The organism is Mesorhizobium sp. M7A.F.Ca.US.002.01.1.1, assembly GCF_004022955.1.
Classification (GTDB): domain Bacteria; phylum Pseudomonadota; class Alphaproteobacteria; order Rhizobiales; family Rhizobiaceae; genus Mesorhizobium; species Mesorhizobium ciceri.
In genome coordinates this window covers 1-22,427 of record NZ_RZQE01000048.1, presented here as the reverse complement: position 1 = coordinate 22,427, position 22,427 = coordinate 1, and the positions used below count along the sequence as shown (strand labels likewise).

The 22,427-nt window shown below is 60.0% G+C and carries 19 protein-coding genes, 1 tRNA gene and 1 pseudogene; 17 read left to right on the top strand and 4 right to left on the bottom strand.

What is annotated here, in order from left to right; all coding sequences use genetic code 11:
- A partial coding sequence (hemN, locus tag EN932_RS08135) for an oxygen-independent coproporphyrinogen III oxidase (RefSeq protein WP_128368782.1) occupies window positions 1-1,007 on the bottom strand: 1,007 nt, incomplete at its 3' end.
- 152 nt (window positions 1,008-1,159) lie between these two features.
- Between hemN and EN932_RS08130 the strand changes: the two genes are divergently transcribed.
- From EN932_RS08130 to EN932_RS08075, 12 genes are all read left to right on the top strand, one after another.
- Window positions 1,160-1,903, top strand: coding sequence for a Crp/Fnr family transcriptional regulator (locus tag EN932_RS08130; RefSeq protein WP_024502861.1), 744 nt, complete (start codon window positions 1,160-1,162; stop codon window positions 1,901-1,903).
- Between the two features lie 494 nt (window positions 1,904-2,397).
- Window positions 2,398-4,017 (top strand): cytochrome-c oxidase, cbb3-type subunit I, encoded by a 1,620-nt coding sequence (gene ccoN / locus EN932_RS08125; protein ID WP_063169225.1) that lies wholly within the window; start codon window positions 2,398-2,400, stop codon window positions 4,015-4,017.
- Window positions 4,017-4,748: a cytochrome-c oxidase, cbb3-type subunit II gene (gene ccoO, locus EN932_RS08120; protein ID WP_063169224.1), complete on the top strand. Its 732-nt coding sequence runs from the start codon at window positions 4,017-4,019 to the stop codon at window positions 4,746-4,748. The genes ccoN and ccoO overlap by 1 nt, the downstream gene beginning before the upstream one ends.
- 11 nt (window positions 4,749-4,759) lie before the next feature.
- Entirely contained in the window at window positions 4,760-4,909 is a 150-nt protein-coding gene (locus EN932_RS08115) for a cbb3-type cytochrome c oxidase subunit 3 (RefSeq protein WP_024502864.1), read from the top strand.
- 2 nt (window positions 4,910-4,911) lie between these two features.
- Complete coding sequence (gene ccoP / locus EN932_RS08110; protein WP_063169223.1) at window positions 4,912-5,775, top strand: cytochrome-c oxidase, cbb3-type subunit III; 864 nt, start codon at window positions 4,912-4,914, stop codon at window positions 5,773-5,775.
- Window positions 5,776-5,942: 167 nt separating this feature from the next.
- Window positions 5,943-7,502: a cytochrome c oxidase accessory protein CcoG gene (ccoG, locus tag EN932_RS08105; RefSeq protein ID WP_063169222.1), complete on the top strand. Its 1,560-nt coding sequence runs from the start codon at window positions 5,943-5,945 to the stop codon at window positions 7,500-7,502.
- On the top strand, window positions 7,499-7,996 hold the full coding sequence (locus tag EN932_RS08100; protein ID WP_063169221.1) for a FixH family protein: 498 nt from the start codon (window positions 7,499-7,501) through the stop codon (window positions 7,994-7,996). Before ccoG ends, EN932_RS08100 begins: the two co-directional genes overlap by 4 nt.
- Window positions 7,993-10,272 (top strand): heavy metal translocating P-type ATPase, encoded by a 2,280-nt coding sequence (locus EN932_RS08095; RefSeq protein WP_128368781.1) that lies wholly within the window; start codon window positions 7,993-7,995, stop codon window positions 10,270-10,272. The genes EN932_RS08100 and EN932_RS08095 overlap by 4 nt, the downstream gene beginning before the upstream one ends.
- Window positions 10,273-10,277: 5 nt before the next feature.
- Window positions 10,278-10,433 (top strand): cbb3-type cytochrome oxidase assembly protein CcoS, encoded by a 156-nt coding sequence (gene ccoS / locus EN932_RS08090; protein WP_081714250.1) that lies wholly within the window; start codon window positions 10,278-10,280, stop codon window positions 10,431-10,433.
- A gap of 728 nt (window positions 10,434-11,161) precedes the next feature.
- Window positions 11,162-11,779: a hypothetical protein gene (locus EN932_RS08085; RefSeq protein ID WP_063169219.1), complete on the top strand. Its 618-nt coding sequence runs from the start codon at window positions 11,162-11,164 to the stop codon at window positions 11,777-11,779.
- A 280-nt stretch (window positions 11,780-12,059) separates the two neighbouring features.
- The gene (ubiM, locus tag EN932_RS08080) at window positions 12,060-13,241 is read left to right on the top strand and encodes a 5-demethoxyubiquinol-8 5-hydroxylase UbiM (protein ID WP_024502870.1); all 1,182 of its coding nucleotides are present in this window, start codon (window positions 12,060-12,062) and stop codon (window positions 13,239-13,241) included.
- A gap of 175 nt (window positions 13,242-13,416) precedes the next feature.
- A complete protein-coding gene (locus tag EN932_RS08075; protein ID WP_082826564.1) occupies window positions 13,417-15,318 on the top strand; it encodes an EAL domain-containing protein in 1,902 nt (633 codons plus the stop codon).
- 1,453 nt (window positions 15,319-16,771) lie between these two features.
- Here EN932_RS08075 and EN932_RS08070 read toward each other — a convergent pair.
- Both EN932_RS08070 and EN932_RS08065 read right to left on the bottom strand, forming a co-directional pair.
- A complete protein-coding gene (locus tag EN932_RS08070; protein ID WP_063169217.1) occupies window positions 16,772-18,094 on the bottom strand; it encodes an integrase in 1,323 nt (440 codons plus the stop codon).
- A gap of 114 nt (window positions 18,095-18,208) precedes the next feature.
- A tRNA-Ser gene (locus EN932_RS08065) sits at window positions 18,209-18,298 on the bottom strand.
- A gap of 404 nt (window positions 18,299-18,702) precedes the next feature.
- On the opposite strand from EN932_RS08065, the gene EN932_RS08060 reads away from it, so the two are divergent.
- From EN932_RS08060 to EN932_RS08045, 4 genes are all read left to right on the top strand, one after another.
- Window positions 18,703-19,383: a 50S ribosomal protein L21 gene (locus tag EN932_RS08060; RefSeq protein WP_127368020.1), complete on the top strand. Its 681-nt coding sequence runs from the start codon at window positions 18,703-18,705 to the stop codon at window positions 19,381-19,383.
- Between the two features lie 97 nt (window positions 19,384-19,480).
- Complete coding sequence (gene rpmA, locus EN932_RS08055) at window positions 19,481-19,750, top strand: 50S ribosomal protein L27 (RefSeq protein WP_013529063.1); 270 nt, start codon at window positions 19,481-19,483, stop codon at window positions 19,748-19,750.
- Between the two features lie 120 nt (window positions 19,751-19,870).
- Window positions 19,871-20,458: a GNAT family protein gene (locus tag EN932_RS08050; RefSeq protein WP_024502874.1), complete on the top strand. Its 588-nt coding sequence runs from the start codon at window positions 19,871-19,873 to the stop codon at window positions 20,456-20,458.
- 21 nt (window positions 20,459-20,479) lie between these two features.
- Window positions 20,480-21,010 (top strand): GNAT family protein, encoded by a 531-nt coding sequence (locus tag EN932_RS08045; RefSeq protein WP_127368022.1) that lies wholly within the window; start codon window positions 20,480-20,482, stop codon window positions 21,008-21,010.
- A gap of 7 nt (window positions 21,011-21,017) precedes the next feature.
- Here EN932_RS08045 and EN932_RS08040 read toward each other — a convergent pair whose 3' ends face one another.
- The gene (locus EN932_RS08040; protein WP_013529066.1) at window positions 21,018-21,887 is read right to left on the bottom strand and encodes an endonuclease/exonuclease/phosphatase family protein; all 870 of its coding nucleotides are present in this window, start codon (window positions 21,885-21,887) and stop codon (window positions 21,018-21,020) included.
- A 133-nt stretch (window positions 21,888-22,020) separates the two neighbouring features.
- On the opposite strand from EN932_RS08040, the pseudogene obgE reads away from it, so the two are divergent.
- Window positions 22,021-22,427, top strand: a pseudogene (obgE, locus tag EN932_RS08035) (GTPase ObgE); the annotation flags it as partial.

The window sequence follows — 22,427 nt, the reverse complement described above, 5'->3', positions numbered from 1 at the left end:
GCCATGTTCTGCACGTAGCCTTGGCGAAAACGACCGATGGACGAAGGGCCAAGTCCGATCAGTGTCGGGCAGCGATCCTCAGTGTAGCCCTGAAAATTGCGATGCAAAACCCCTGCGCGGGCCGCTATGGCCAGCGCATCGTCGGGCTTCGCGAAATGATCGAGTCCTATTGCCTCATATCCCTTGGCGACAATTGCCCGCGCCGCGAGTTGAGATTGGGCGAAACGCTCAGTGGGACTCGGCAGCCATGCCTCGTCGATCATCGTCTGATGCTTCTTGAACCAGGGCACATGTGCGTAGCCGAACAGGGCCATCCGGTCTGGCTCCAAGGTCAGTGCCTGCGCCACCGTGGAACAGATCGTCTCGCGTGTCTGATTCGGGAGCCCGTAGAGCAGGTCCAGATTGACCGATTCGACGCCCCGCGAACGAACCCCGTCGACGACTGCCTTGGTCTGCAAAAAACTCTGCTCACGATTAATTGCTTTTTGCACTTGCGGATCGAAATCCTGCACGCCGAGGCTCGCCCGCGTTACGCCGATTTGAGCAAGTGCATCAAGGCGCGCCTTGTCCATGTCGTTGGTTTCGATTTCGATGCTGACCGTAGCATCCGGGAGAAGGTCGAAGCTGTCCCGCAAGGCCGCTCCAAGAGCAACCATATCATCGGGCCTCAGAATAGTTGGCGAACCGCCACCGAAGTGGATTGCACGGACATGTGCCTTGCCGCTCACCAGACCGGCAATCGTGACGATTTCGGCATTCAGCGAGCGCAGATAAGCGGCCACCGGCTCATATTGGTGCGTCTGCTTGGTGTGGCAGGCGCAGAACCAGCAGAGCTTGTCGCAGTAAGGAATGTGCAGGTACAGCGAGATTTCGTCGCCGCTTTCCAGCGTCTCCAACCAGCCACGGTAAATGGCAGCATCGATCCCCGAATGGAAATGCGGCGCCGTCGGATAGCTGGTGTAGCGTGGGACGTTCTCGCTGAGTTTGACAGCTATTTCCGATTGCATCTCGCGTTCACCGTGTTGCCCGCCGGAACACTGCACGCATCGCTGAAGCAGACCCTGATCTCGATCAGCCGCGCTCATGGACAAACCGCCGCAGGATTTCTCTACCCTGGATGGGTATCCTGCCGGCAGTTAGGATCGGGTAAGGCGAACGCATGACCTTTCGGCAAGACATTCATAGTTCCGGCATTCCTGTTCTTTGCTTCCCTTGCGAGGCACGGCGTCGCGGTGTCTGCGGTGCGCTCGATCCAGACAATTTGGTTGGGCTCGCCAAGACTTGCTCGCGTCGCCGGATCGAGTCAGGAATGGAGTTGACCGGCGAGGCACAGAACGTCGACAGCTACTCCAACGTGCTTTCAGGCGTGGTAAAGCTATCAAAGAGCCTGTCGGATGGGCGCCAGCAGATCGTCGGTCTCCAGTTTGCACCGGATTTTCTGGGACGTCCTTTCAAGGAGGAAAGCTCGATCAATGCGGAAGCGGCAACAGCAGTCACGCTGTGTTCGTTTCCGCGAGCGGCCGTCGAACGGATGATGAAGGCGTCACGGGAATTCGAGCATCGCCTGCTCAAACAGACGCTGAATGAACTCGATGAGGCGCGCGAGTGGATGGTGACGCTGGGGCGCAAGACAGCTCCGGAAAAGGTGGCGACTTTTCTCCTCATGATGGCCCGGAATATCGATTCCAGTCTCGATGCGGCTTCCGGGTCGGCCTCCTTCGATCTGCCGCTGACGCGTGCCGAAATGTCTGATTTCCTTGGAATCACCAGCGAGACCGTGAGCCGCCAACTGACGCGATTGCGGGCTGACGGGGTGATTCGGATTGAGAACGCACGCCATGTGACGGTGGACAGCATAAGCCGTCTGGAGAAGCGCTGTGGCGGCGGACGCGAGCGGCCCTAAGCGGCGAGGCCATGTCGCATGACTCCGGGGCGGGCCGTGTTTGCCTTTTAATGCGATGTCGCCGCGCCTTCGACGAAGCGGCGTCACGGTTGTCGAGACAAACAGCTTTCGGGCTTTGATAGGAACGTGACCAATCGCCAGGTGTGTTTCGGCACATACCGGCGAAGCATGGTCCTTAATCTGCCACGGCTCGGCGGAACGATCGCGTTCGTTTCCAATGGGATCCGAACAACGTTTGGCAGGGCATCGGCAATAGCATCCAACGCGCGCAGAGCCTCAGCTTTCGCCTCAGCGATCGCGTCTGCGCCCGCCCAACCCAGGGAACGCCTTCCATGAGGGAGTGAGCCCGCGCTGCGTTCCTCGTTCATTCGCCACCTGCTGATTGCGCCGCACAAAATCGTGCGGCCTGACATAGATCAGGGCGAGGGGGCGGCGGCTGCGCGATTAGTGCGCTGCGGATTTGGCATCCACCAGATTCGAGATCGGGATCTGCAATGAAATTCGGCACAGAGATCGTCCTTCTAAGCGTGTTCGCTTTTGCGGCCCTGGTGGCCGCCGGCTTCGGCGTGGATGAACCTTTCCGCCGACACATGTGGGTGTTGTTCTTCGCAGTGGCTGGTTTCACTGCGATCCTGTTGCGCAACACGGAGTTCAGGCCAGCAGCTCCGATTGACCCATCCGCTTACATGGATGGTCCGATCCGCTACGGCGCGATCGCCACCGTGTTCTGGGGTGTCGTCGGCATGCTGGTCGGCGTGGTGATCGCGCTGCAGCTCGCCTACCCCGATCTCAACATCCAGCCCTGGTTCAATTTCGGTCGTTTGCGGCCGTTGCACACATCCGGTGTCGTTTTCGCCTTCGGCGGCAACGCGCTGCTTTGCACGTCTCTGTATGTCGTGCAGCGCACCTGCCGCGCGCGCCTCTTCGGCCGTGATCTCGCCTGGTTCGTCTTCTGGGGCTACCAGCTGTTCATCGTCATGGCCGCGACCGGCTACCTGCTCGGCATCACCGAGGGCCGCGAGTACGCCGAACCCGAATGGTATGTGGATGTCTGGCTGACCATCGTCTGGGTCGCCTACCTCATTCTGTTCCTTGGCACGATCCTGAAGCGCAAGGAACCGCATATCTACGTGGCCAACTGGTTCTACCTGTCGTTCATCGTGACCATCGCGATGCTGCATGTGGTCAACAACCTGTCCATACCAGTCTCGTTCCCGGGCTCCAAGAGCTACTCCGCCTTTTCAGGGGTCCAGGACGCCTTGACGCAATGGTGGTACGGCCACAACGCGGTCGGCTTCTTTCTCACCGCCGGCTTCCTCGGCATGATGTATTATTTCGTGCCCAAGCAGGCGAACCGGCCAGTCTATTCGTACCGGCTGTCGATCGTCCATTTCTGGGCTATCATCTTTCTCTACATCTGGGCCGGGCCGCATCACCTGCACTACACCGCCTTGCCCGATTGGGCGCAGACGCTCGGCATGGTGTTCTCGATCATGCTGTGGATGCCGTCCTGGGGCGGCATGATCAACGGCCTGATGACGCTGTCCGGCGCCTGGGACAAGCTGCGCACCGATCCGATCATCCGCATGATGGTGATGGCCGTCGCCTTCTATGGCATGTCGACCTTCGAAGGCCCCATCATGGCGATCCGGGCGGTCAATTCGCTGTCGCATTATACCGACTGGACCATCGGGCACGTCCATTCGGGTGCGCTCGGCTGGGTCGGCATGATCTCGTTCGGCGCGATCTACTACATGGTCCCGAAGCTCTGGAACCGTCAACGGCTCTACTCGCTGAGGCTCGTCACCTGGCACTTCTGGCTGGCGACACTCGGGATCGTCGTCTACGCCGCGGTGATGTGGGTGTCCGGCATCATGCAGGGCCTGATGTGGCGCGAATATGGCGAGCAGGGCTTCCTGGTCTACTCCTTCGCCGAAACCGTCGCCGCCATGCACCCCTACTATGTCCTGCGCGCCATCGGCGGCGCCATGTACCTCTCCGGCGCCCTGATCATGGCCTGGAACATCACCAGGACCATCCTCGGCCACCAGCGCGAGGAGGAGCCGATGCCGAGCCCCGTCGCCATCCGACCTGCGCGATCAGGAGCCAGGTAATGGGCTTGATGGACAAACACGCAATCATCGAGAAGAACGCCACGCTTCTTCTCGTTGGCTCGCTGCTCGTGGTGACGGTCGGCGGCATCGTCGAGATCGCGCCTCTCTTCTATCTCGACAACACGATCGAGAAGGTGGAAGGCATGCGCCCCTATTCGCCGCTCGAACTTGTCGGGCGCAACATCTATATGCGCGAGGGCTGCTACCTCTGTCATAGCCAGATGATCAGGCCGTTCCGCGACGAAGTTGAGCGCTATGGCCACTACAGCCTGGCTGCCGAGTCCATGTACGATCACCCCTTCCAGTGGGGATCGAAGCGCACCGGGCCGGATCTCGCCAGAGTTGGCGACCGCTACTCGAATGCATGGCATGTCGCGCATCTTACCGACCCGCGCTCGGTGGTGCCGGAATCGATCATGCCGAGCTATGGGTTCCTGAAAGACACGCCGATCGACGTGAAGGATTTCTCGACGCATCTGGTCGCCAACAGGCTTGTAGCCGTCCCTTACACCGATGACATGATCGCCCACGCCAATGCGGATCTGGCGGCGCAGGCCGATCCCAATGCCGACACATCAGGCCTTGAGGCGCGTTACCCAAAAGCCAAGATCGGCGACTTCGACGGCAACCCGCAACAGGTCACCGAAATGGATGCCCTGCTCGCCTACCTGCAGATGCTTGGCACACTGGTCGACTTCAAAAATTACGACGAAGCCGCCGGCTACCGCTGAGGAGAACGCTGATGACCTACAATTTGATGCGGGCGTTTGCCGACAGCTGGGGCCTGGTTGCGATGGCGCTGTTCTTCGTGGGGTGCATCGCCTTTGCCCTACGCCCCGGCAGCCGAAGGCTGGCCGACGAAGCGGCCCGCATTCCGCTCGAGGACGAGTGATCATGAGCGACGAGCATATCGATGAAATCTCTGGCGTCTCGACCACCGGCCACGAATGGGATGGTATCCGGGAGCTGAACAACCCGCTTCCCAGATGGTGGGTTATCACTTTTTACGTCACCATTGTCTGGGCGATAGGCTACACCATTGCCTATCCAGCATGGCCTCTGTTGCACTCGGCGACAACGGGTGTGCTCGGCTATTCCAGCCGCAACGAGGTCAGGAACGAGCTGACCGCGGCTGAGGCCGCCAAGGGCAAATATATCTCGGCGGTGGAGTCCAAGAGCGTCTCGGAAATCGCCGCGGACGACGGCCTGCGCGAATTCGCAATCGCCGCCGGTGGCGCCGCTTTCAAGGTCAATTGCGTACAATGTCATGGCTCCGGCGCCCAGGGTTCCAAGGGCTTTCCCAATCTCAACGACGACGACTGGCTGTGGGGCGGCAAGGCCGAGCAGATCCAGCAGACGATTACGCACGGCATCCGCTTCGCATCCGATCCGGACACGCGCCTGTCGGAAATGCCGGCCTTCGGCGACATCATTACCGCCGACCAGATCGCACAAGTCAGCGCCTACGTGGCCAGCCTTTCCGGCAAGGTCCGCGATGCAAGTCTGATCCAACCCGGCGCCAAGGTCTTTGCCGAGAATTGCGTGGCCTGTCACGGCGACAATGCAAAAGGCAACAGGGAATTCGGCGCCCCCGACCTGACCGATGCGATCTGGCTCTATGGATCCGGTGAGACAGCCATCGCCGCACAGGTCCGTGCGCCAAAACAGGGCGTCATGCCGGCCTGGGTTGGCCGTCTCGGCGAGATCAAGGTCAAGGAACTTGCAGTTTATGTCCATTCGCTTGGCGGCGGAGAATAGGAATGGAAGGTCCTATTCTTCGGTCCCCCCTGCCAAGCGGACGAGGCCCGGCGTGAGCCGGGCCTCGACACCATCCCTAATGCGATCTGCACAACCCGGCAAGGCTATCCTACGGCGAGGCTTTACGACAGGTGCCCCTGACATTGGCTGGGAAAGTGGAGTTGCACATGCGTGACAAGACGCAGTTGACAGGGCTCGAAACAGAAACTGTCAATTCCGCCAAAACCCGCAAGCCGCTTTATGCCGCGCGTCAAAAGATCTTTCCGAAGCGCGCCTCGGGCAACTTTCGTCGCTTCAAATGGCTGGTGATGACGATCACACTTGGCATCTATTACCTGGCTGCGTGGCTGCCTTGGGCTCGCGGTCCATTTGCCCCGGACCAGGCAGTCCTGCTCGATCTCGCGAACCGGCGCTTCTACTTCTTCTTCATCGAGATATGGCCCCAGGAATTCTTCTATGTGGCCGGCCTCCTGGTCATGGCGGGCGTCGGTCTTTTCCTGATCACCTCGACTGTCGGCCGTGCCTGGTGCGGCTATGCATGCCCTCAGACGGTGTGGGTCGATCTGTTCCTCGTCGTCGAACGTGCGATAGAGGGCGACCGTAACGCTCGCATGAAACTCGATGCAGGCCCCTGGACCGCCCGCAAGCTGATGCTGCGCTTATCGAAGCACGCCGTCTGGCTGGTCATCGGTGCGGCGACCGGCGGCGCCTGGATTTTCTATTTTGCCGATGCGCCGACGCTGGTTGGCGAACTCTTCACCGGCACCGCGCCACCCGTCGCCTACATCACTGTCGCCGTGCTGACGGCTACCACCTACACGTTCGGCGGTCTGATGCGCGAGCAGGTCTGCACCTACATGTGCCCATGGCCGCGCATCCAGGCAGCGATGCTCGACGAAAGTTCTCTCACCGTCACCTACAATGACTGGCGCGGCGAACCGCGTTCTCGCCACGCCAAGAAGGTCCTTGCCGCAGGGCTGCCGGTCGGTGACTGCGTCGACTGCAATGCCTGCGTCGCGGTCTGCCCGATGGGGATCGACATCCGCGATGGCCAGCAGATGGAATGCATCACCTGCGCGCTGTGCATAGACGCCTGCGACGGGGTCATGGACAAGCTCGGCAAGGAGCGCGGGCTGATCTCCTATGCGACACTGTCCGACTACAACGCCAACATGATGCTGGCGACCGCGGGCGGCTCCAGTTCAGTCAACCCGTCGCAGGTCAGGACCGCTGATGGCCTGTTCTCCGACAAGGTGGCGCATTTCCATATCCGCAAGATCTTTCGGCCACGCACCTACGTCTACATGGGTATCTGGTCGCTGATCGGCCTGGGTCTGCTCTATTCGCTGCTGACGCGCGATCGGCTCGAAGTCAACGTGCTGCATGATCGCAATCCGCAATTTGTCACGCTGTCCGACGGCTCGATCCGCAACGGCTACACCGTCAAGCTGCTCAACATGATCCCCGAGCCAAGGACGATCGTTGTCGCGATTCAAGGCTTGCAGGGCGCCGAGATGAGCGTGGTCGGCGACGACATCCCGGAAGGCCGTTCTTTTGCCATTCCGGTCGAACCCGACCGCCTGAAAATGCTGAAGGTCTTCGTGCGCCAGCCGGCGGATCAAATCCAGGGCACAGCGCAGACCTTCAAGTTCCGTGTCGAGGACAAGGCGAGCTTCGAGGCGGACGAATACACCGCCACCTTCAACGCGCCGGAGACTGCCAGATGACCGCTAACGCTGAAAAACCCCGCGTATTCACCGGCAGGCACATGCTGGCCATCATCCTAGCCTTTTTCGGGGTGGTCATCGCGGTCAATCTGACGATGGCAACGCTCGCCAACACGAGCTGGACCGGCCTTGTCGTCGAAAACACCTATGTGGCGAGCCAGCAGTTCAACAAGAAGGCCGAGGAGGGGCGGGCGCAGGCAGCGCTCGGCTGGACCGGCAAGCTGACCATCGCATGGGGCGAGGTCCGCTATAGCCTTACCGACGCCGTCGGCAAGCCGATTGCCTTGCATGGCGTCAAGGTGCTGTTTCGCCATCCCGCCTACGAGAAAGAGGACAAGGCGGTCAACCTCGCCCTCGCCTCCGGCCAGGAATTCGCAGCCCAGCACATGCCGAAGGATGGCGTCTGGATCGTCGAAGTCGACGCTGACGCCGGTCTGGCCGAGCCCTACCGCGAAGTCCGCAGGATCATGATTTCCCATGGAGCGCTGAAATGAGTTGTTGTGCACCGGGCGCCGAAATGGCGCTTGATCTGGGCAGCACCACGTCGGTCCTGCCGTCTAGTCAAGAGATCAGGCTGGCGAGCCGATCGCTTGGAGATGATCTCCGCCAAACCGATCTTTCGGTGCCGAGCGTTCATTGCGCAGCTTGTATCCAGACGATCGAGACGGCGTTGGGAACGCTCGATCGCGTCGAGAGCGCCCGCGTCAACCTGTCGACGAAACGGGTCTCGGTCCGCTGGCGTGGCGACGAGGTTCCACCGTTCGTCGCCGCGCTTGGACGGCTCGGCTACCAGGCGCATCTCTTCGCCCCCGAGATTGATGAAAAGGACAGGACGCTTTCGGAGTTGATCCGCGCCGTCGCGGTTGCCGGGTTCGCGGCGGGCAATATCATGCTGCTTTCGGTCTCTGTCTGGTCCGGGGCCGAAGGGGCTACCCGCGACCTGTTTCACTGGGTCTCCGCATTGATCGCCATCCCAGCGCTCGCCTTCGCCGGCGGCATCTTCTTCCGCTCGGCCTGGAATGCACTGCGCCACGGCCGCATGAACATGGACGTGCCGATCGCGGTCGGAGTGTCGCTCGCTTACGCCATGAGCCTCTATGAGACGATCAACCATGGCGACCACGCCTATTTCGACGCGTCGGTTTCGCTGCTTTTTTTCCTTTTGATCGGCAGGACGCTGGATCACGTGATGCGCGAACGTGCCCGCACCGCGGTGAAAGGCCTGTCGCAGCTGGCCGCACGCGGCGCCATGGTGCTGCGCGGCGATGGCGCGCGCGACTATCTGCCGGTTGGCGAGATCGAACCGGGGATGCAGCTGCTGATCGCGGCCGGTGAAAGGATCCCCGTCGACGGCAAGATCATCCACGGAGCGTCTGATCTCGACTGCTCGCTGGCCTCAGGCGAAAGCGCGCCGAAAAACGTGGCGCCGGGCGAAGCCGTGCAGGCCGGCGTGCTCAATCTTACCGGCCCGCTGACGATCGAGGCGACCGCCGCCGCGAAGGATTCGTTCCTCGCCGAAATGGTTCGGCTGATGGAAGCCGCAGAGGGCGGTCGCGCGCACTATCGCCGCATCGCTGATCGCGTGTCGGCACTCTACGCGCCCGTGGTTCATCTCACCGCCTTCGTGACATTCCTGGGTTGGATGGCGGCGACGGGCGACTGGCACCGGGCGATGACGATCGCCATTGCCGTTCTGATCATCACCTGCCCGTGCGCGCTCGGCCTCGCCGTACCGATCGTTCAGGTGGTCGCCGCGCGGCGTCTGTTCGAGAACGGCATCATGGTCAAGGACGGTTCGGCCATGGAGCGCCTGGCGACGATTGATAACGCAGTGTTCGACAAGACCGGAACGCTCACGCTCGGACAACCCCGGCTCCTCAATGCATCGTCGATCGATCCGGCCATGCTGGCAATCGCGGCAGACATGGCCGCGCACTCGCGTCACCCGTTTTCAAAGGCCATAACCGGCTTTGCCGCTCCTGGCGGGCAACACAAATTCGATGCCGTCACAGAGCATCCGGGGTTCGGGATCGAAGCCACTGTCGCCGGAAGCATCTGGCGGCTGGGTCGACGCGGATGGGCTGGATGGAAGGCCCGGACCGGTGGTGAAGGCAACCATGGCTATGGCGGAACGGTGCTGACAAAAGACGGGTTCATTGTCGCGACCTTCGATTTCGAGGATGCGCTGCGCGCCGACGCGGCGGCGGCGATCAAGCGATTGAACGATACTGGGGTGTCGATGCAAATGCTGTCGGGCGATACCGCAGGTGCCTGCGGTGAAGTTGCAAGAATGCTGGGTGTCGAGGACTTCGTTCCGTGCCTGCTGCCGTCGGGCAAGGTCGAGCGCATCGAGACCCTGGCGAAAGACGGACACAAGGTTCTGATGGTTGGCGACGGCCTCAACGACACGCCGGCGCTGAGCGCGGCGCGTGTCTCGATCGCTCCGGCCACCGCCGCCGACATTGGCCGCAATGCCGCCGACTTCGTATTCCTGCGCGAAAGCCTTCTGGCAGTGCCTCTCGCGCTGGACGTCTCGCGCAAGGCGGGACACCTGATCCGCCAGAACATCGCGATTGCGATCGTCTACAATGCCGTCGCCGTGCCGATCGCCATCCTGGGCCACGCCACGCCTTTGTTAGCGGCGATTGCCATGTCTGCCTCATCGGTGCTTGTTATTGGAAACGCATTGCGCTTGCACGGCTTCGGGGCGAATGCGACGCTGCAAGTTATTCAAAAAGTCGGACGCTCCGCAGTCAGCTATTCGGCATAATCCTCGTGACGACGTTGCTCTATCTCATACCAGTGGCCCTTTTTCTGGGTGCACTGGGTGTGTCCGGCTTCGTCTGGGCATTGCGAAGCGGTCAATACGAAGATCTCGACGGAGCCGCCGAGCGGATACTAATTGATCGGGACGACAAACCGGAACGCTGATTTCAATCCGCTGTGCATAAGATGCGCGGATCGCGCTCGTCAGTCGAGCCGGCTCGGTCGGGAACAAGCTGTCCATGCTCCATGCTCCATGCTCCATGCTCCATGCTCCATGACCATCTTGACCTAAGCTGCACACTACATTTGTGAAAAGCCTCTGTCGTGCGAAGGACTGCCTCCCATTGCACCCAGTATGAGGCGTGTGATGCCACGAGAGTACCTCGCGTGGCCGGACGAGAGCTTGGCAATGTGCGCACGGGTTCCAAAGTGGAACGTCACGGTCGATCACCTGACCGTGAACCGCCAGTGCCGATTGGTCATGTCTGGCTGATCCAGATCAGGGTCATACTCATCGGCGTGGTCTATTGACCAGTCTTCGACGGAGAAATGCATGACTTACGGAAAGATTGGTCGTCATTATCAGCACCTTCACGGTTCTGGGTTTTCTGTCGTGTGGTCGGCCATGCCTTGTGCTTACGGCGCAGCCATTAGCTGACCGGCGTCGTGTGTATCTCGCTTGCTGGCTGACCATCCGCGTGGCTTGCGCGGACAGGGGGCCGATCAACAGCTTTCGCCTTTGATGGGTTGTGTGCGTCGTTGCCGATCCATCCCGATTCCCGGCCCGCGCCTTGAGGCTATGCGACGGTACCGGAACCCAGCGCACGTCACGCGGTTCCGCGCGCGTGGTGTCCGCTCGTCACGACGATGAACGAACAAGCGGCTGGAGTACCATGAACACCGTACACATCATCGACTGCCACAATGCAAATGACTACTTCGCCGACAGGCAAGAGGGACCGATCGTGCAGCACTTGTTAAAGGCTGTCAACATCCGCGCGGAGCTCCAAATGGCGTTGAACCGAACGAAATTTGGTGAGGCTGTAGTACGAGCGATGGAGGCGGAGTGCGACGTGCTTCACATCGCCGGGCACGGCAATGGTGACGGGATCGCTTCGTCCAGTGGGCGAAGTGGCCTTCTTTGGGCTGACTTCGTAAAAATGTTCCAGGGCTCGCATCCAGCGCCGAAGATCCTCGTGATGTCAACGTGCTGCGGAGCATCATCGGGGTTGGGACGTGCGTTTTCGAAATCGATCAACCGTCCGAAGTTGATCATTGGTTCGAGTGACGCGCGCTATTTCGACGACTATGTCGCCGCGTGGGCTTTGCTCTATCGGCGACTGAATTGCAAGGACATCGACATCGAAGCCATGCAGCAGGTTCTTGATGAGATATGCGCGGTCGTGGATAAAAGTTTCCGCTACCTTGGCTGGGATGACGAGAGAGAGCGCTACGTTCGATACCCTCACCCTCGCAAGAGAGCCCGCTTCGACGTCGTGGAGCGTGAGTAGTATGCGCAAGGGTTCCAGGTGGAATGTGGCGATCGATGCGGCGCGGCCGTCGCTGACCAGCGTCGCGAGTGTCTCGCTTGCTGGCGGCGATCTGCGCGGCTGCGCGGCGAAAGGGCGGGATCGGTTAGCCGCATCCACCTCTGAGCGCTTTGAGTGCTTCGTTGCCGATCGATGCGAATCTCCCGGCCCAGCGCCTTTAGGCAATGCGGCGGGCACGGAGCTCATGTCACTCGGCTCAGTTCCACCGTTACACGAGGATAGGCGACCGGATGGCGGCACGCTGATGGGCTCTGACGATAATTTTGACATCGTTGTCGTTGGAGCCGGCCCGGTCGGCCTTTCGTTCGCTGCGTCGCTTGCCCAAAGCGAACTCAAGGTGGCAGTTGTTGAACAGAACACATTCGATAGTCTGGCGAATCCGGCTTTCGATGGTCGCGAAATCGCGCTGACCAACGCTTCGATCAGAACCCTTCGCGAGCTCGGCGCCTGGGATGTCATCCCGGCTTCGGACAAATCAGCACTTCAAGGCGCGCGCGTGCTCAACGGCTCGAGCGCATTCGCTCTTCGTTTCGATCCTCCCAGCAACTCTGGAGAACCGCTGGGGGTTTTGGTTCCAAATTGCCGGATCCGCGAGGCGCTGTTCAAAATCGTCCGCTTGCAGGATCGCGCCCGGCTGTTGTGCGGCCACTCGGTCGTCGATGCAACAAACAGCCAAGAAGGAGCAGTCGTAACGCTCTCTAATGGCGCGCGTTTAACTGCTCGGCTGGTTGTTGCCGCGGATTCGCGTTTGTCCGCCACGCGTGATCTGCTAGGCATCGGCGCCGATATCAACCGGCTTGGCCACTCGATGCTGATTTGCCGAGTGAGGCACGAGCGCGCCCACCACCAGATCGCCATCGAATGGTTCGATCACCATCAGACGATAGCGATATTGCCCCTCGCGGAGGGCATGTCGTCGCTGCTGCTCACATTGCGCTCAAACGAGGCCTATAGACTGCTTGCCTTCGATGATGATTTGTTCCTGTCGGAGTTGACGAAACGGTGTCGAGGGCGCCTTGGAAAAATGACCTTGGCAAGCAAGCGCCACACCTATCCGCTGGTCACGACCTGGGCGCACAAATTCCGGGCGCCGAGCGCCGCACTCATCGGCGACGCTGCCATCGGCATGCACCCGGTGACCGCTCACGGATTCAACATCGGTCTCAGCAGCCAGAAGCAACTCGCCCGTGGAATCATGACTGCGTGCCGCGACGGCCGCAATGTTGGCGACCCCGACATGCTGCATATATACGAAAGGCGGCTGCGCCTGTCGGCGGCGCCGCTCTACCATGCAACGAACATATTGGTTGGACTCTACTCCAGAGACCACCTGGCGGCACGGCTTGCAAGGCATCTGGGGCTTCGCTTTGCCCAACATGTTCCCCTTGTCCGGCATGGGATTTCGGCGGAGCTCCAGCGGTGATACTGCACCAGCAGTCGCATTTTTGCGCGTGCTGGGCGAGCGATGAGAGAGTGCATGATGCACCGGAGTAATCCTGCTCCCCGACGCTGATCTCCGATTGAAGAATTAACCCGTCCTTCAGGGGGGCTGCATAGGCTGCGGACAAGCAGGAGTAAGCAAGCTGACCCGTCCAGCCTTGGAAAAAGAAGATCCGCTGGAGGCGAGAATCCTTCAGGACCAGCTCGCTGATCTGAGGGCAGGCCTTTTCGTCTCAATGCCGATAAGCATTGTGCTGTCCGGGCTGATTTTGACCGTGCAGGCCCTTTCCGGGAACGGTCTTGCTGGCGCGGCCTGGTTTTCGGTCGTTAATGCGATAAATGCCGCCCGCCTTGCACTCGCCCGTCATCAGCTGAAGGAACCCGGAGTCCAGGATGATCTGACACGGGTTTGGCTGCGGCTTCGCTGGTTTGGCAGGCTTGCTCTTCTGGCGGGATTCACCTGGTCATTCCTTGCCGTCCTAACGGCTGGATACACGACGTCTCAAGCATCGCTGCATCTAATAATTCTGGCGGGCATTTCAGCTGGCGCGGTCACGTACGGCAGCTCATATGCTGCGGCAGCGATATGCTTCATCACACCGCCACTCCTCATTGCCGCCGCATGTTTGCTGACGAAGGGAGCCCCGGAAAACTACATTCTGGCTTTTGCCGTCCTGCTTTTCGAGGGCGGCCTGGTTCGATCCTCGTTCGTTGGACAAGCGCGCTTCCGTGACGCGAGCCGCCTGAGACATCAAGCCGAGCGGCTTGCCGCGGAAATGGAGCGCAATTCCAGGGAGGACCATCTTACCGCGCTCCTCAACAGGCGGGGCCTCGAACATGCAATCGATCAGTTTGAGAACACCGATGGACCCTTTGTGGCCATGCTGATTGATCTGGACGGGTTCAAATCTGTCAACGATACCTACGGTCACAGAACGGGTGACGAGCTGCTTGCCAGGATCGCCCGCCGAATAGAGGAAGAAGCACCGGAGGGCTCAACGCTCGCCCGCATCGGTGGGGATGAATTCGTGCTGGTTTTTTCTTCGCGAAAGAATTCTCCTTCTCCCACCAATCTCGCGTCCAATCTCATAGCCAAGCTTGCTCGCCCCTATCCTGGGATCGCATCAGTCCGCATTGGAGCGTCTATAGGAATCTACTTGGCTGAAAACCCCGGACTAACGGAAATGTTGTTGCGGGCCGACATCGCCCTTTACACAGCTAAGCGCCGCGGCAGGAATGAATTTTGTCTGTTCGATGCCGAGCTAGCCCGGGAGTTGCAACGCCGCCAGTCAATCGAACGCGATCTTCATTCGGCGATAACGATGAGAAGCTTGGTCGCTTGGTTTCAGCCAATCGTAAGACTCGAAACTGAAGCCGTCGTCAGTTTTGAAGCCTTGCTAAGATGGTCTCACCCGCTTCACGGTCCCATTTCTCCGCCCGAGATCATGACAGCGGCACGCGAAACTGGAATGCTTCAGCTGCTAACTCAAACGGTATTCGCCGACTGTTGCGCTCTTATCGAGGGCTTGGTCAAAGCTGACCGTCGTGATGTTCGTGTGGCGATGAATGTTTCACCGTGCGAGTTGGAAGCTGGCGATATTGACGAGATGATTCTTAATGGTCTGGCGGCAAAAGACCTCCCTGCAACGATGTTCGACATCGAGATTACCGAAGAAGCCCCAGTGGATCCGGACAGAGTGGATGAAAAGCTCGCCCGGCTTTCACATGCTGGCATTTCTATCGCGCTCGATGACTTCGGCACCGGTTTTTCGACGTTGGCATCGCTCAAGGACAGTCGGATCAGGAAGGTGAAAATAGATCAGGGCTTCGTTCGCGGCTTAGCCAAGTCCCGGGAGAATCGGCTGCTTGTCAAAGCGGTGATTGATCTTGGTAGGACGCTCGGGATCGAGGTCATGGCCGAGGGCGTTGAAACAGAGGCAGATCGGCAAACTCTGTACAAGCTTGGCTGCAGAACCGCGCAGGGCTTCCTGTTCTCTAAGGCAGTGCCTCTCCATTTGGCACTTGATTCGGTAGTAAAAGAGCACGCGAAGGAGTTGTGACCGGCCTCTCCGTCCGTGCTGCTCGCGGAACTTTCATGTGGGGTGGACCTGACGCGCGAAAGCCGTTTCGGACGGTAGAGTTATTACGGGGGCGAAACTGAGCACGTGGTTTGGATAGCAGCAATCCGGTCCACCGGCGCACATGCAGCGGCTTCATACAAGCGTTCAAGTTGCGAGATGAGCTTGAGTGAACGACGTCGGAGAATTGCGTCCTTTGGACGCTGGTTTCGCGGTTCCCGTAGGATTCGATTACGGGAAGCGTTCTTGGCTGCTTCTCGGCTCAGCGCTCATCGGGATGAACAACGTACCCGCGGTCAAGGTCTTCGCGACCTCAACCCAGTCACCATCCCGCAACAGCAGCGGTCGGGTCCTGATCAAGCGCTCAGCCTCAGCACAGGTGCTGGAGCAACGGTAGAGCGCGGAAAACGTGTATCGGAATGCGCTGGCTCACCATAGGAAGCTGCCACGGCATGTCGAATGTCCCCAGGGGGCGGACCGTTCCCTTGCATTTGTCTCGATGACGGGCTCTCAAAGCTAAAGCCAAGAGAGCTTTATAAAAATCGCACCCGATCGGCTGCGCAACGACGACCAGCTGAGGCCCGATCGGGTGCTAAGGTCGTGCCAAAAAAGGCGCGTCACTGTCGCATTTCTAGCCGGCTTGCGATCGGACGTCATCTCTTGGCGATCGCTGCCCCTTCTCTCAAATGCGCTTAGCGGCGCCGATGGCGAATAGCGCAAGCTTTTCCACCCGTTTCTACTCCACTACCGAGACTCGTCACCAACCTCCTTTTATTCGCTTCCATATGGCCCATCCTGTCTCCAATCGAGGAGGAGCGCGAACATGGGCCAAGCCGTAGAACGTCTCAGTCTCGGGAATTCTTCTGCTCGCCAAACTGCCGTTGTCGCCGGCACCATATTTGGCAGGGTGACAGTGCACGACAAGATATCAGGCGTTCTTGTCTGGGCTGAACTATGCTTGCAAGCCATAACCCAAAAATCGCCGATCCCTTTGAATTCGAGCCGGATGAATGGGTGTTTCAAAATTTTTGGCGGTTTTAGGCAGAACCCTCCGATGGCCCGCGTACCGGTCAAGCTTCGTGAGCACTTTAGGTTCGTCGATCAGGCATAGGTTTCTTTCCCATGCCACATGCTGGCCGTTTGCCTAGTTCGGAAGCCCTCGAGAGGCGTTGCTCGTCTTGGTATGGCGTCGCCCCTTTTTCCGATCCATCGGCCACGGAGCTAGAATGGTGTCTAGCTGTTGCCGCCTACTTGGTCATCCGGCATGGAGATGCCTATATACCGACCTTCGAAAGGCTGGAATACGAGGTCGAACAAATGCGGCGGAAGCTCGGAAATCGCGAGCGAGCGCAGCGCGTGCTGGCCACGCTCAACCTAAATGGCTCGGACAGCTGGAGCCGTGAGGTTGGTTCTCAAGGCCTGGATGGCGCCGCAATCACATTCGCCCGGGCGGGGTAAAAGCGATTTTTTGGAGCCACTCGCGCTTTTGCGCTAACGAAGGTCCCGCGCCGTATTTGGGCCGGATCCATTTGTGGCCCATCAGAGAAGCAATTACCTTCTCCGGCGCCTCAACTGCCGTCAGCCGGTCCTCGAAAGTGTGTCGCAGGCTATAAAGACTATGCTCGGAAGTCGGCAGAAGTTCCTTGCTGGCGAGCACCTTGTTGACGAGCGCTGAAAGTGACGCGGCCTTGTCGCGATAACGAGGAAAGCCGTCCGGATGGAGCTTGATGGCTGCAAGTGCGCCGCCAACCAAGGGAATGTCACGGGCTGAATGACCGGTCTTCAAGCGACGGCCATTGGGGCGCACCCGCACATGCGGGATTTCTCGATCGAGGTGGATTGTTTCGGTGGTGAGGTTTGCCGCTTCAGAAAGCCTGAGTCCGGTATCGGCAATCACATAGATTAGATGGCGGGCTTCGTCATTGAGTCCGTCGAGCGCGCCTTCAGCGAGTATCTTCTCCTGAATGAACTCCGCTGTGAACGCAGCGCGTTGCCCGGGGACGGCGCCGGAAAGACGCAGGTTTCGAAAAACCGGCTCCAGCTTGAGCTGGTGAGTCAGATCGACGACGCGCAGCATTTTCGAAACATGGCCGATGTCCTTGTTGGCCGTACCGATATCAAGTCCATCCTCAACGATCCGCTTTTGCCACCACTCGCGGAACGCGATTGCGTCGTCCCGAGTGAGGCTTGCGATCTCCTTGTCGCCAATGACTCCAACCAGATTGGCAACTGCGCGCTTTTTGGGGTTACGCCATTTCTTGATTTGGTTGGGCGACATGGTCAGCAAGTTCTGTTGCTCGATCGTCTCGAATTCCTTGATAAGACCGCTCAGGCGGACCGCTGGCCGCTTCTCCCCACCCATGACGGCCGAGACGTCCTGCGCGTCCTCGATCGATTTTTTGTCGAGGAGCAGCTTGATACGGGCCATGAGTTCGTCGAGCGGCCCCGCTGCTAGTTCCTCGTTAGTGCGATAGGCCAATCCAAATGACCGCGCGCGCTTCCTCGCGGCTTCGAAACGCAGCCCCGCCTCGGCGGATTGGCCTTCCCGCAGTCTACGCCAATACGCCTCCAGCCCCGCGCCGAGGCTTTGCACTGCATCTCGCGCCCGTACACCGCGGGGATCGTCAGCCACGGCGACGCCCGTGGAAATGCGTACTAGGCAGCGGCGATCAAACGCCGCGAATTCCTTCGGCACCCTGCGGACGAGATACCAGATGCCTTCACGTTTATGCGGCTTTGGCGCTGCGGAACGTCGCATTATCTTTCTCTAATGTTACACAGTTTGTTACACAGTCTAAGATATGTTTCGCTTCGTGCTGGTCAAGCGCAACAAGGAAGCTTTTGAAAGGAAAGGATTTTTATGGAAGCTAAATGGCGGAGAGGGAGGGATTCGAACCCCCGATGGGCTTGCACCCATGCCGCATTTCGAGTGCGGTGCATTCGACCACTCTGCCACCTCTCCGCGGTCATGGTCGGCCGTTGCCGGCGCGGCGCACTAGATAACGGCTGAACGGGCAGGTTACAAGGCCAATCCGTCAGTTATTTGGCTTGCCGGGCAAGCAGCGGATTCGCGACGGTTCAGCGGCGGCGAGGCCTGGGTAGGTTGGTAACCAGTCACGCGTGCTTGCCTCGATGACGGTCACGTCGTGCAGTCGTGCTGACACGCTCGATCCTTCGGCCGCCAACAACAGTCCCGACAACAGCTGTTTGCCTTGACTCGCACTCAACCTTCGGTTAGGGACAGCGCGCAATCGGCGTGGAGGGTTCTTCCGCGCCGCTTGTTTTTTGAACCCGCAGACTGACAAAAAGACGGCTGAACCGCCAGAGGCGGCTCATCAAGGCCGACCGAACAGCGAAAGGCAAAAAATGTTCGCAGTCATTAAAACGGGTGGCAAGCAGTATCGCGTTGCCGCCAACGATCTCCTGAAGATCGAAAAACTCGAAGCCGCTGTCGGCGATATGGTCGAGATCGGCCACGTCCTCGCACATGGCGAAGGCGAGAATGTCACGTTCGGCGCGCCGTTCGTCGACGGCGCGGTGGTCACCGCCGAAGTCGTCGAGCAGGGCAAGAACCGCACCGTCATCGCCTTCAAGAAGCGCCGCCGGCAGAATTCGCGCCGCAAGATCGGCCATCGCCAGCTTTTGACCACCGTGCGGATTTCCGAGATCCTGCTGGGTGGCGCCAAGCCGACGAAGACGGCAGCGGTCAAGGCGCCGAAGAAGATGAAGGCCGAGGCCGCCACCGAGGTGCAGGCGGAAGCCGCGCCGAAGAAGGAGCCCAAGGCCAAGGCAGCCGAGACAAAGGCAGCCGAGACCGCGGCAGCGCCGCTGTTCAAGGCGCCCAAGGGTGAGCCGGACGATCTGACCGTGATCAAGGGCATCGGCCCGGTCGCAGCCAAGGATCTCAACGAGCAGGGCATCATCACCTTCGCGCAGCTCGCCAAGCTGACCGACAAGGATGTCGCCAAGATCGACGAGCACATGCCCTTCAGCGCCGACCAGATCAAGGACTGGCGCGAGCAGGCCAAGGAATTGGCGGCGAAGTAATTTTCTGGCGACCAGGTCGCCGGATCGGACTTGAAACGGAACGCGAACGCGTTCATAAGGCCTTTTAGGCGCCTTGCGGCGCAACGGAGTTAGTTAGATGGCACACAAGAAAGCTGGCGGCTCGTCGCGCAACGGTCGCGACTCGCATTCCAAGCGTCTGGGCGTGAAGAAGTTCGGCGGCGAAGCCGTCATCCCGGGCAACATCATCATTCGTCAACGCGGCACCACGTGGCATCCCGGCGTCAATGTCGGCATGGGCACGGACCATACGCTTTTTGCGCTCGAGACCGGCGCCGTGACGTTCAACAAAAAAGCCAACGGCCGAACCTACGTATCGGTCAACCCGATTGCCAAAGCCGCGGAGTAGCCGGTTCCGCACTAGAACACCGGCGCCCATCTCGGGAACCGGTGTCTGGCAAAGCCAGGAAAAGGATCAGGGGAGATGGGTTTCCATCTCCCCTTTTTCTTGTGCCTGGAGGACTTTCAAATGGTTGCCGAAGCGGAAGACTCAGAAGACGAAAGTTACGCGATAGACTGCCCGGTGCTGGTCACCGAGCGGCTGGTGATGCGGGCGCCCCACGAGGGCGATATCGCGCAGCTGGTCGAGCTTGCCGACAACCGCCATGTCGCCGAAATGCTGGCACGCATGCCGCACCCCTATGGCGAGGCCGAGGCGCGCGCTTTCCTGGCCATGACCAAATCGCGCCGGGCCGGCATTGCTTATGCCCTGACGCTGGCTGGCACCGACACCTTCGTCGGTTGCGCCGGCCTCAACACCACCGATCGCGGGCTGGAGCTCGGTTACTGGATCGGCGAGCCGCACTGGAAGAAGGGCTATGCGACGGAAGCAGCGCACGCGCTGGTCGATCTCGCCTTCCAGAGGACGTCGATCCAGGTCCTGCATGCCTCGACGCGGGTCATCAATCCGGCCTCGCGCCGCGTCATCCACAAATGCGGGTTCCAGTATGCCGGCCAGGGCATGCTGAACTCGATCGTCGCCGGCCAGGTTCCCGTCGAGCGCTACCGGCTCGATCGCAAGACCTGGACCAGCCTGCGGAACTGGGTGCATTTCTGATGGATGACGGCGGTCAAGCCAATGGTCGACAGCAGCGATATTGAAACGGCCGCGATCGCGCCGATGACGCCTGGGGATATCGAAAGCTTTCATCGCGCGCTCGATGTCGTAGCGCGTGAGCGAAAGTACTTGTCCTTCCTTGAGGCGCCACCGCTGGATCAAGTCAGAAGTTTCGCAATGGATCGTATCGGGAGAGGCGATCCGGGGTTCGTGGCCGTTGTTCGTGGCGAGGTCGTCGGCTGGTGCGACATCTCACGCCATGATCGGCTCATCCATGCCCATCGCGGCTCCCTCGGGATGGGGATTGTTCCTCCCTATCGGGGGCGTGGCCTTGGACTGCGGCTCATCAATGCAACCTTGGCGCAAGCGCGCAGGGCCGGTTTCGTCCGCATCGAACTCTCCGTGCATTCCGACAATGCTCGCGCCATCTCTCTCTACGACAAGGTCGGGTTTGTCAGGGAGGGCGTGCAGAGCGATGCCGTCCATGTCGACGGGGAATACCGCGATACGATCATGATGGCGATCGTCGAACGCGAAAACGCCGCCAGATGAATGGCCATCAGCCCAGCTCGACCCACACTGGCAGATGGTCCGAGCCGACTGCCTTTCGGTCGACCCATAGACGCTGCAGGGATCTGGCAAGCGAAGCGCTGGTGAAGATATAATCGATGCGCTTGTGCCGGCTGGGATCGGTGGGTTGCTTGGGATCAACCCAACTGATGAGATCGTCGCCGGTGGCGTTCAGCCGCAAGGCGGCATCGACGGCGAAGTCGGCGGTCAGCGGCATGCCGAATTCATGGTCCGGCCGGCCGGCGAGTTCGACATATTCGGGTGAGCCGGCCAGCATGTTGAAATCGCCCATTCCGACAAAGGCTTCGGGATGCGGCAGTTCCGGCAGGCCGATCTCGGCGACGCCGGACAGTGCTCCGCCTTCGAGCGCATAGTTCAGCATGCGTTGGCGCAGGAACTGGATCTGGCTGGCGCGTTCGAGGGGGCTGCGGTGATCGAGATGGATGGAATAGAAGCGGATGAAACCAAGCGGCGTCTCGATCAGCGCTTCCAGCGCGCCGCGCTGGAAGTTCATCATCTCGAAGCTGCGGCTGCGCGGCAAAAGCAGGTTGCGCGACAGATGAATGGGCGTCCTAGACAGCACCATGTTGCCGAGCTGGAAGGTTTTCGTCACGGCACGGCCGTTGTCGATGTGCGAACCGATATTGGCCTCGAAATTGCTGCCATAGACGGCGAAATAGTCGGGCAGCGCCTCGCCGATCTCGGCGACCATGTCGCGGCCGCCATTCCGAGGATTGTTGCGGGTCACCTCCTGCAAAGCGATCACGTCGGCTCCGCGCACGGCATCGGCGATGCGCCCGACATCGTACTGCCCGTCGAGGCCGATGCCGTACTGGATGTTGTAGGTTACAAGCTTCATTCCGACGTCTCTCCGGCCAACCCACATGGCCATTGTCACAAAACGGCCTCGCCCTTCGCCGCGCCTTGGTTTAGAGCAAGGGCCAAGGTTTAGAGCAATGCCGCAAAGCCACTAGTAGAAACTGTACAATCTCATGAAATTTCTCGATCAAGCCAAGGTATACATCCGCTCCGGTGATGGCGGCGCCGGTTCGGTGTCGTTCCGGCGTGAAAAATTCATCGAGTTCGGCGGGCCGGATGGCGGCGACGGCGGCCGCGGCGGCGATGTCTGGCTGGAGGCGGTCGACGGGCTGAACACGCTGATCGACTACCGGTATCAGCAGCATTTCAAGGCCAAGACCGGCGTCCACGGCATGGGCCGCAACATGACCGGAGCCAAGGGCGCCGACGTCACGCTGAAAGTGCCGGCCGGAACGCAGGTGTTCGAAGAAGACAACGAGACGCTGATCTGCGACCTGACCGTGGTCGGACAGCGCTTTCTGCTGGCCAAGGGCGGCAATGGCGGTTTCGGCAACCAGCATTTTAAGACCTCGACGAACCA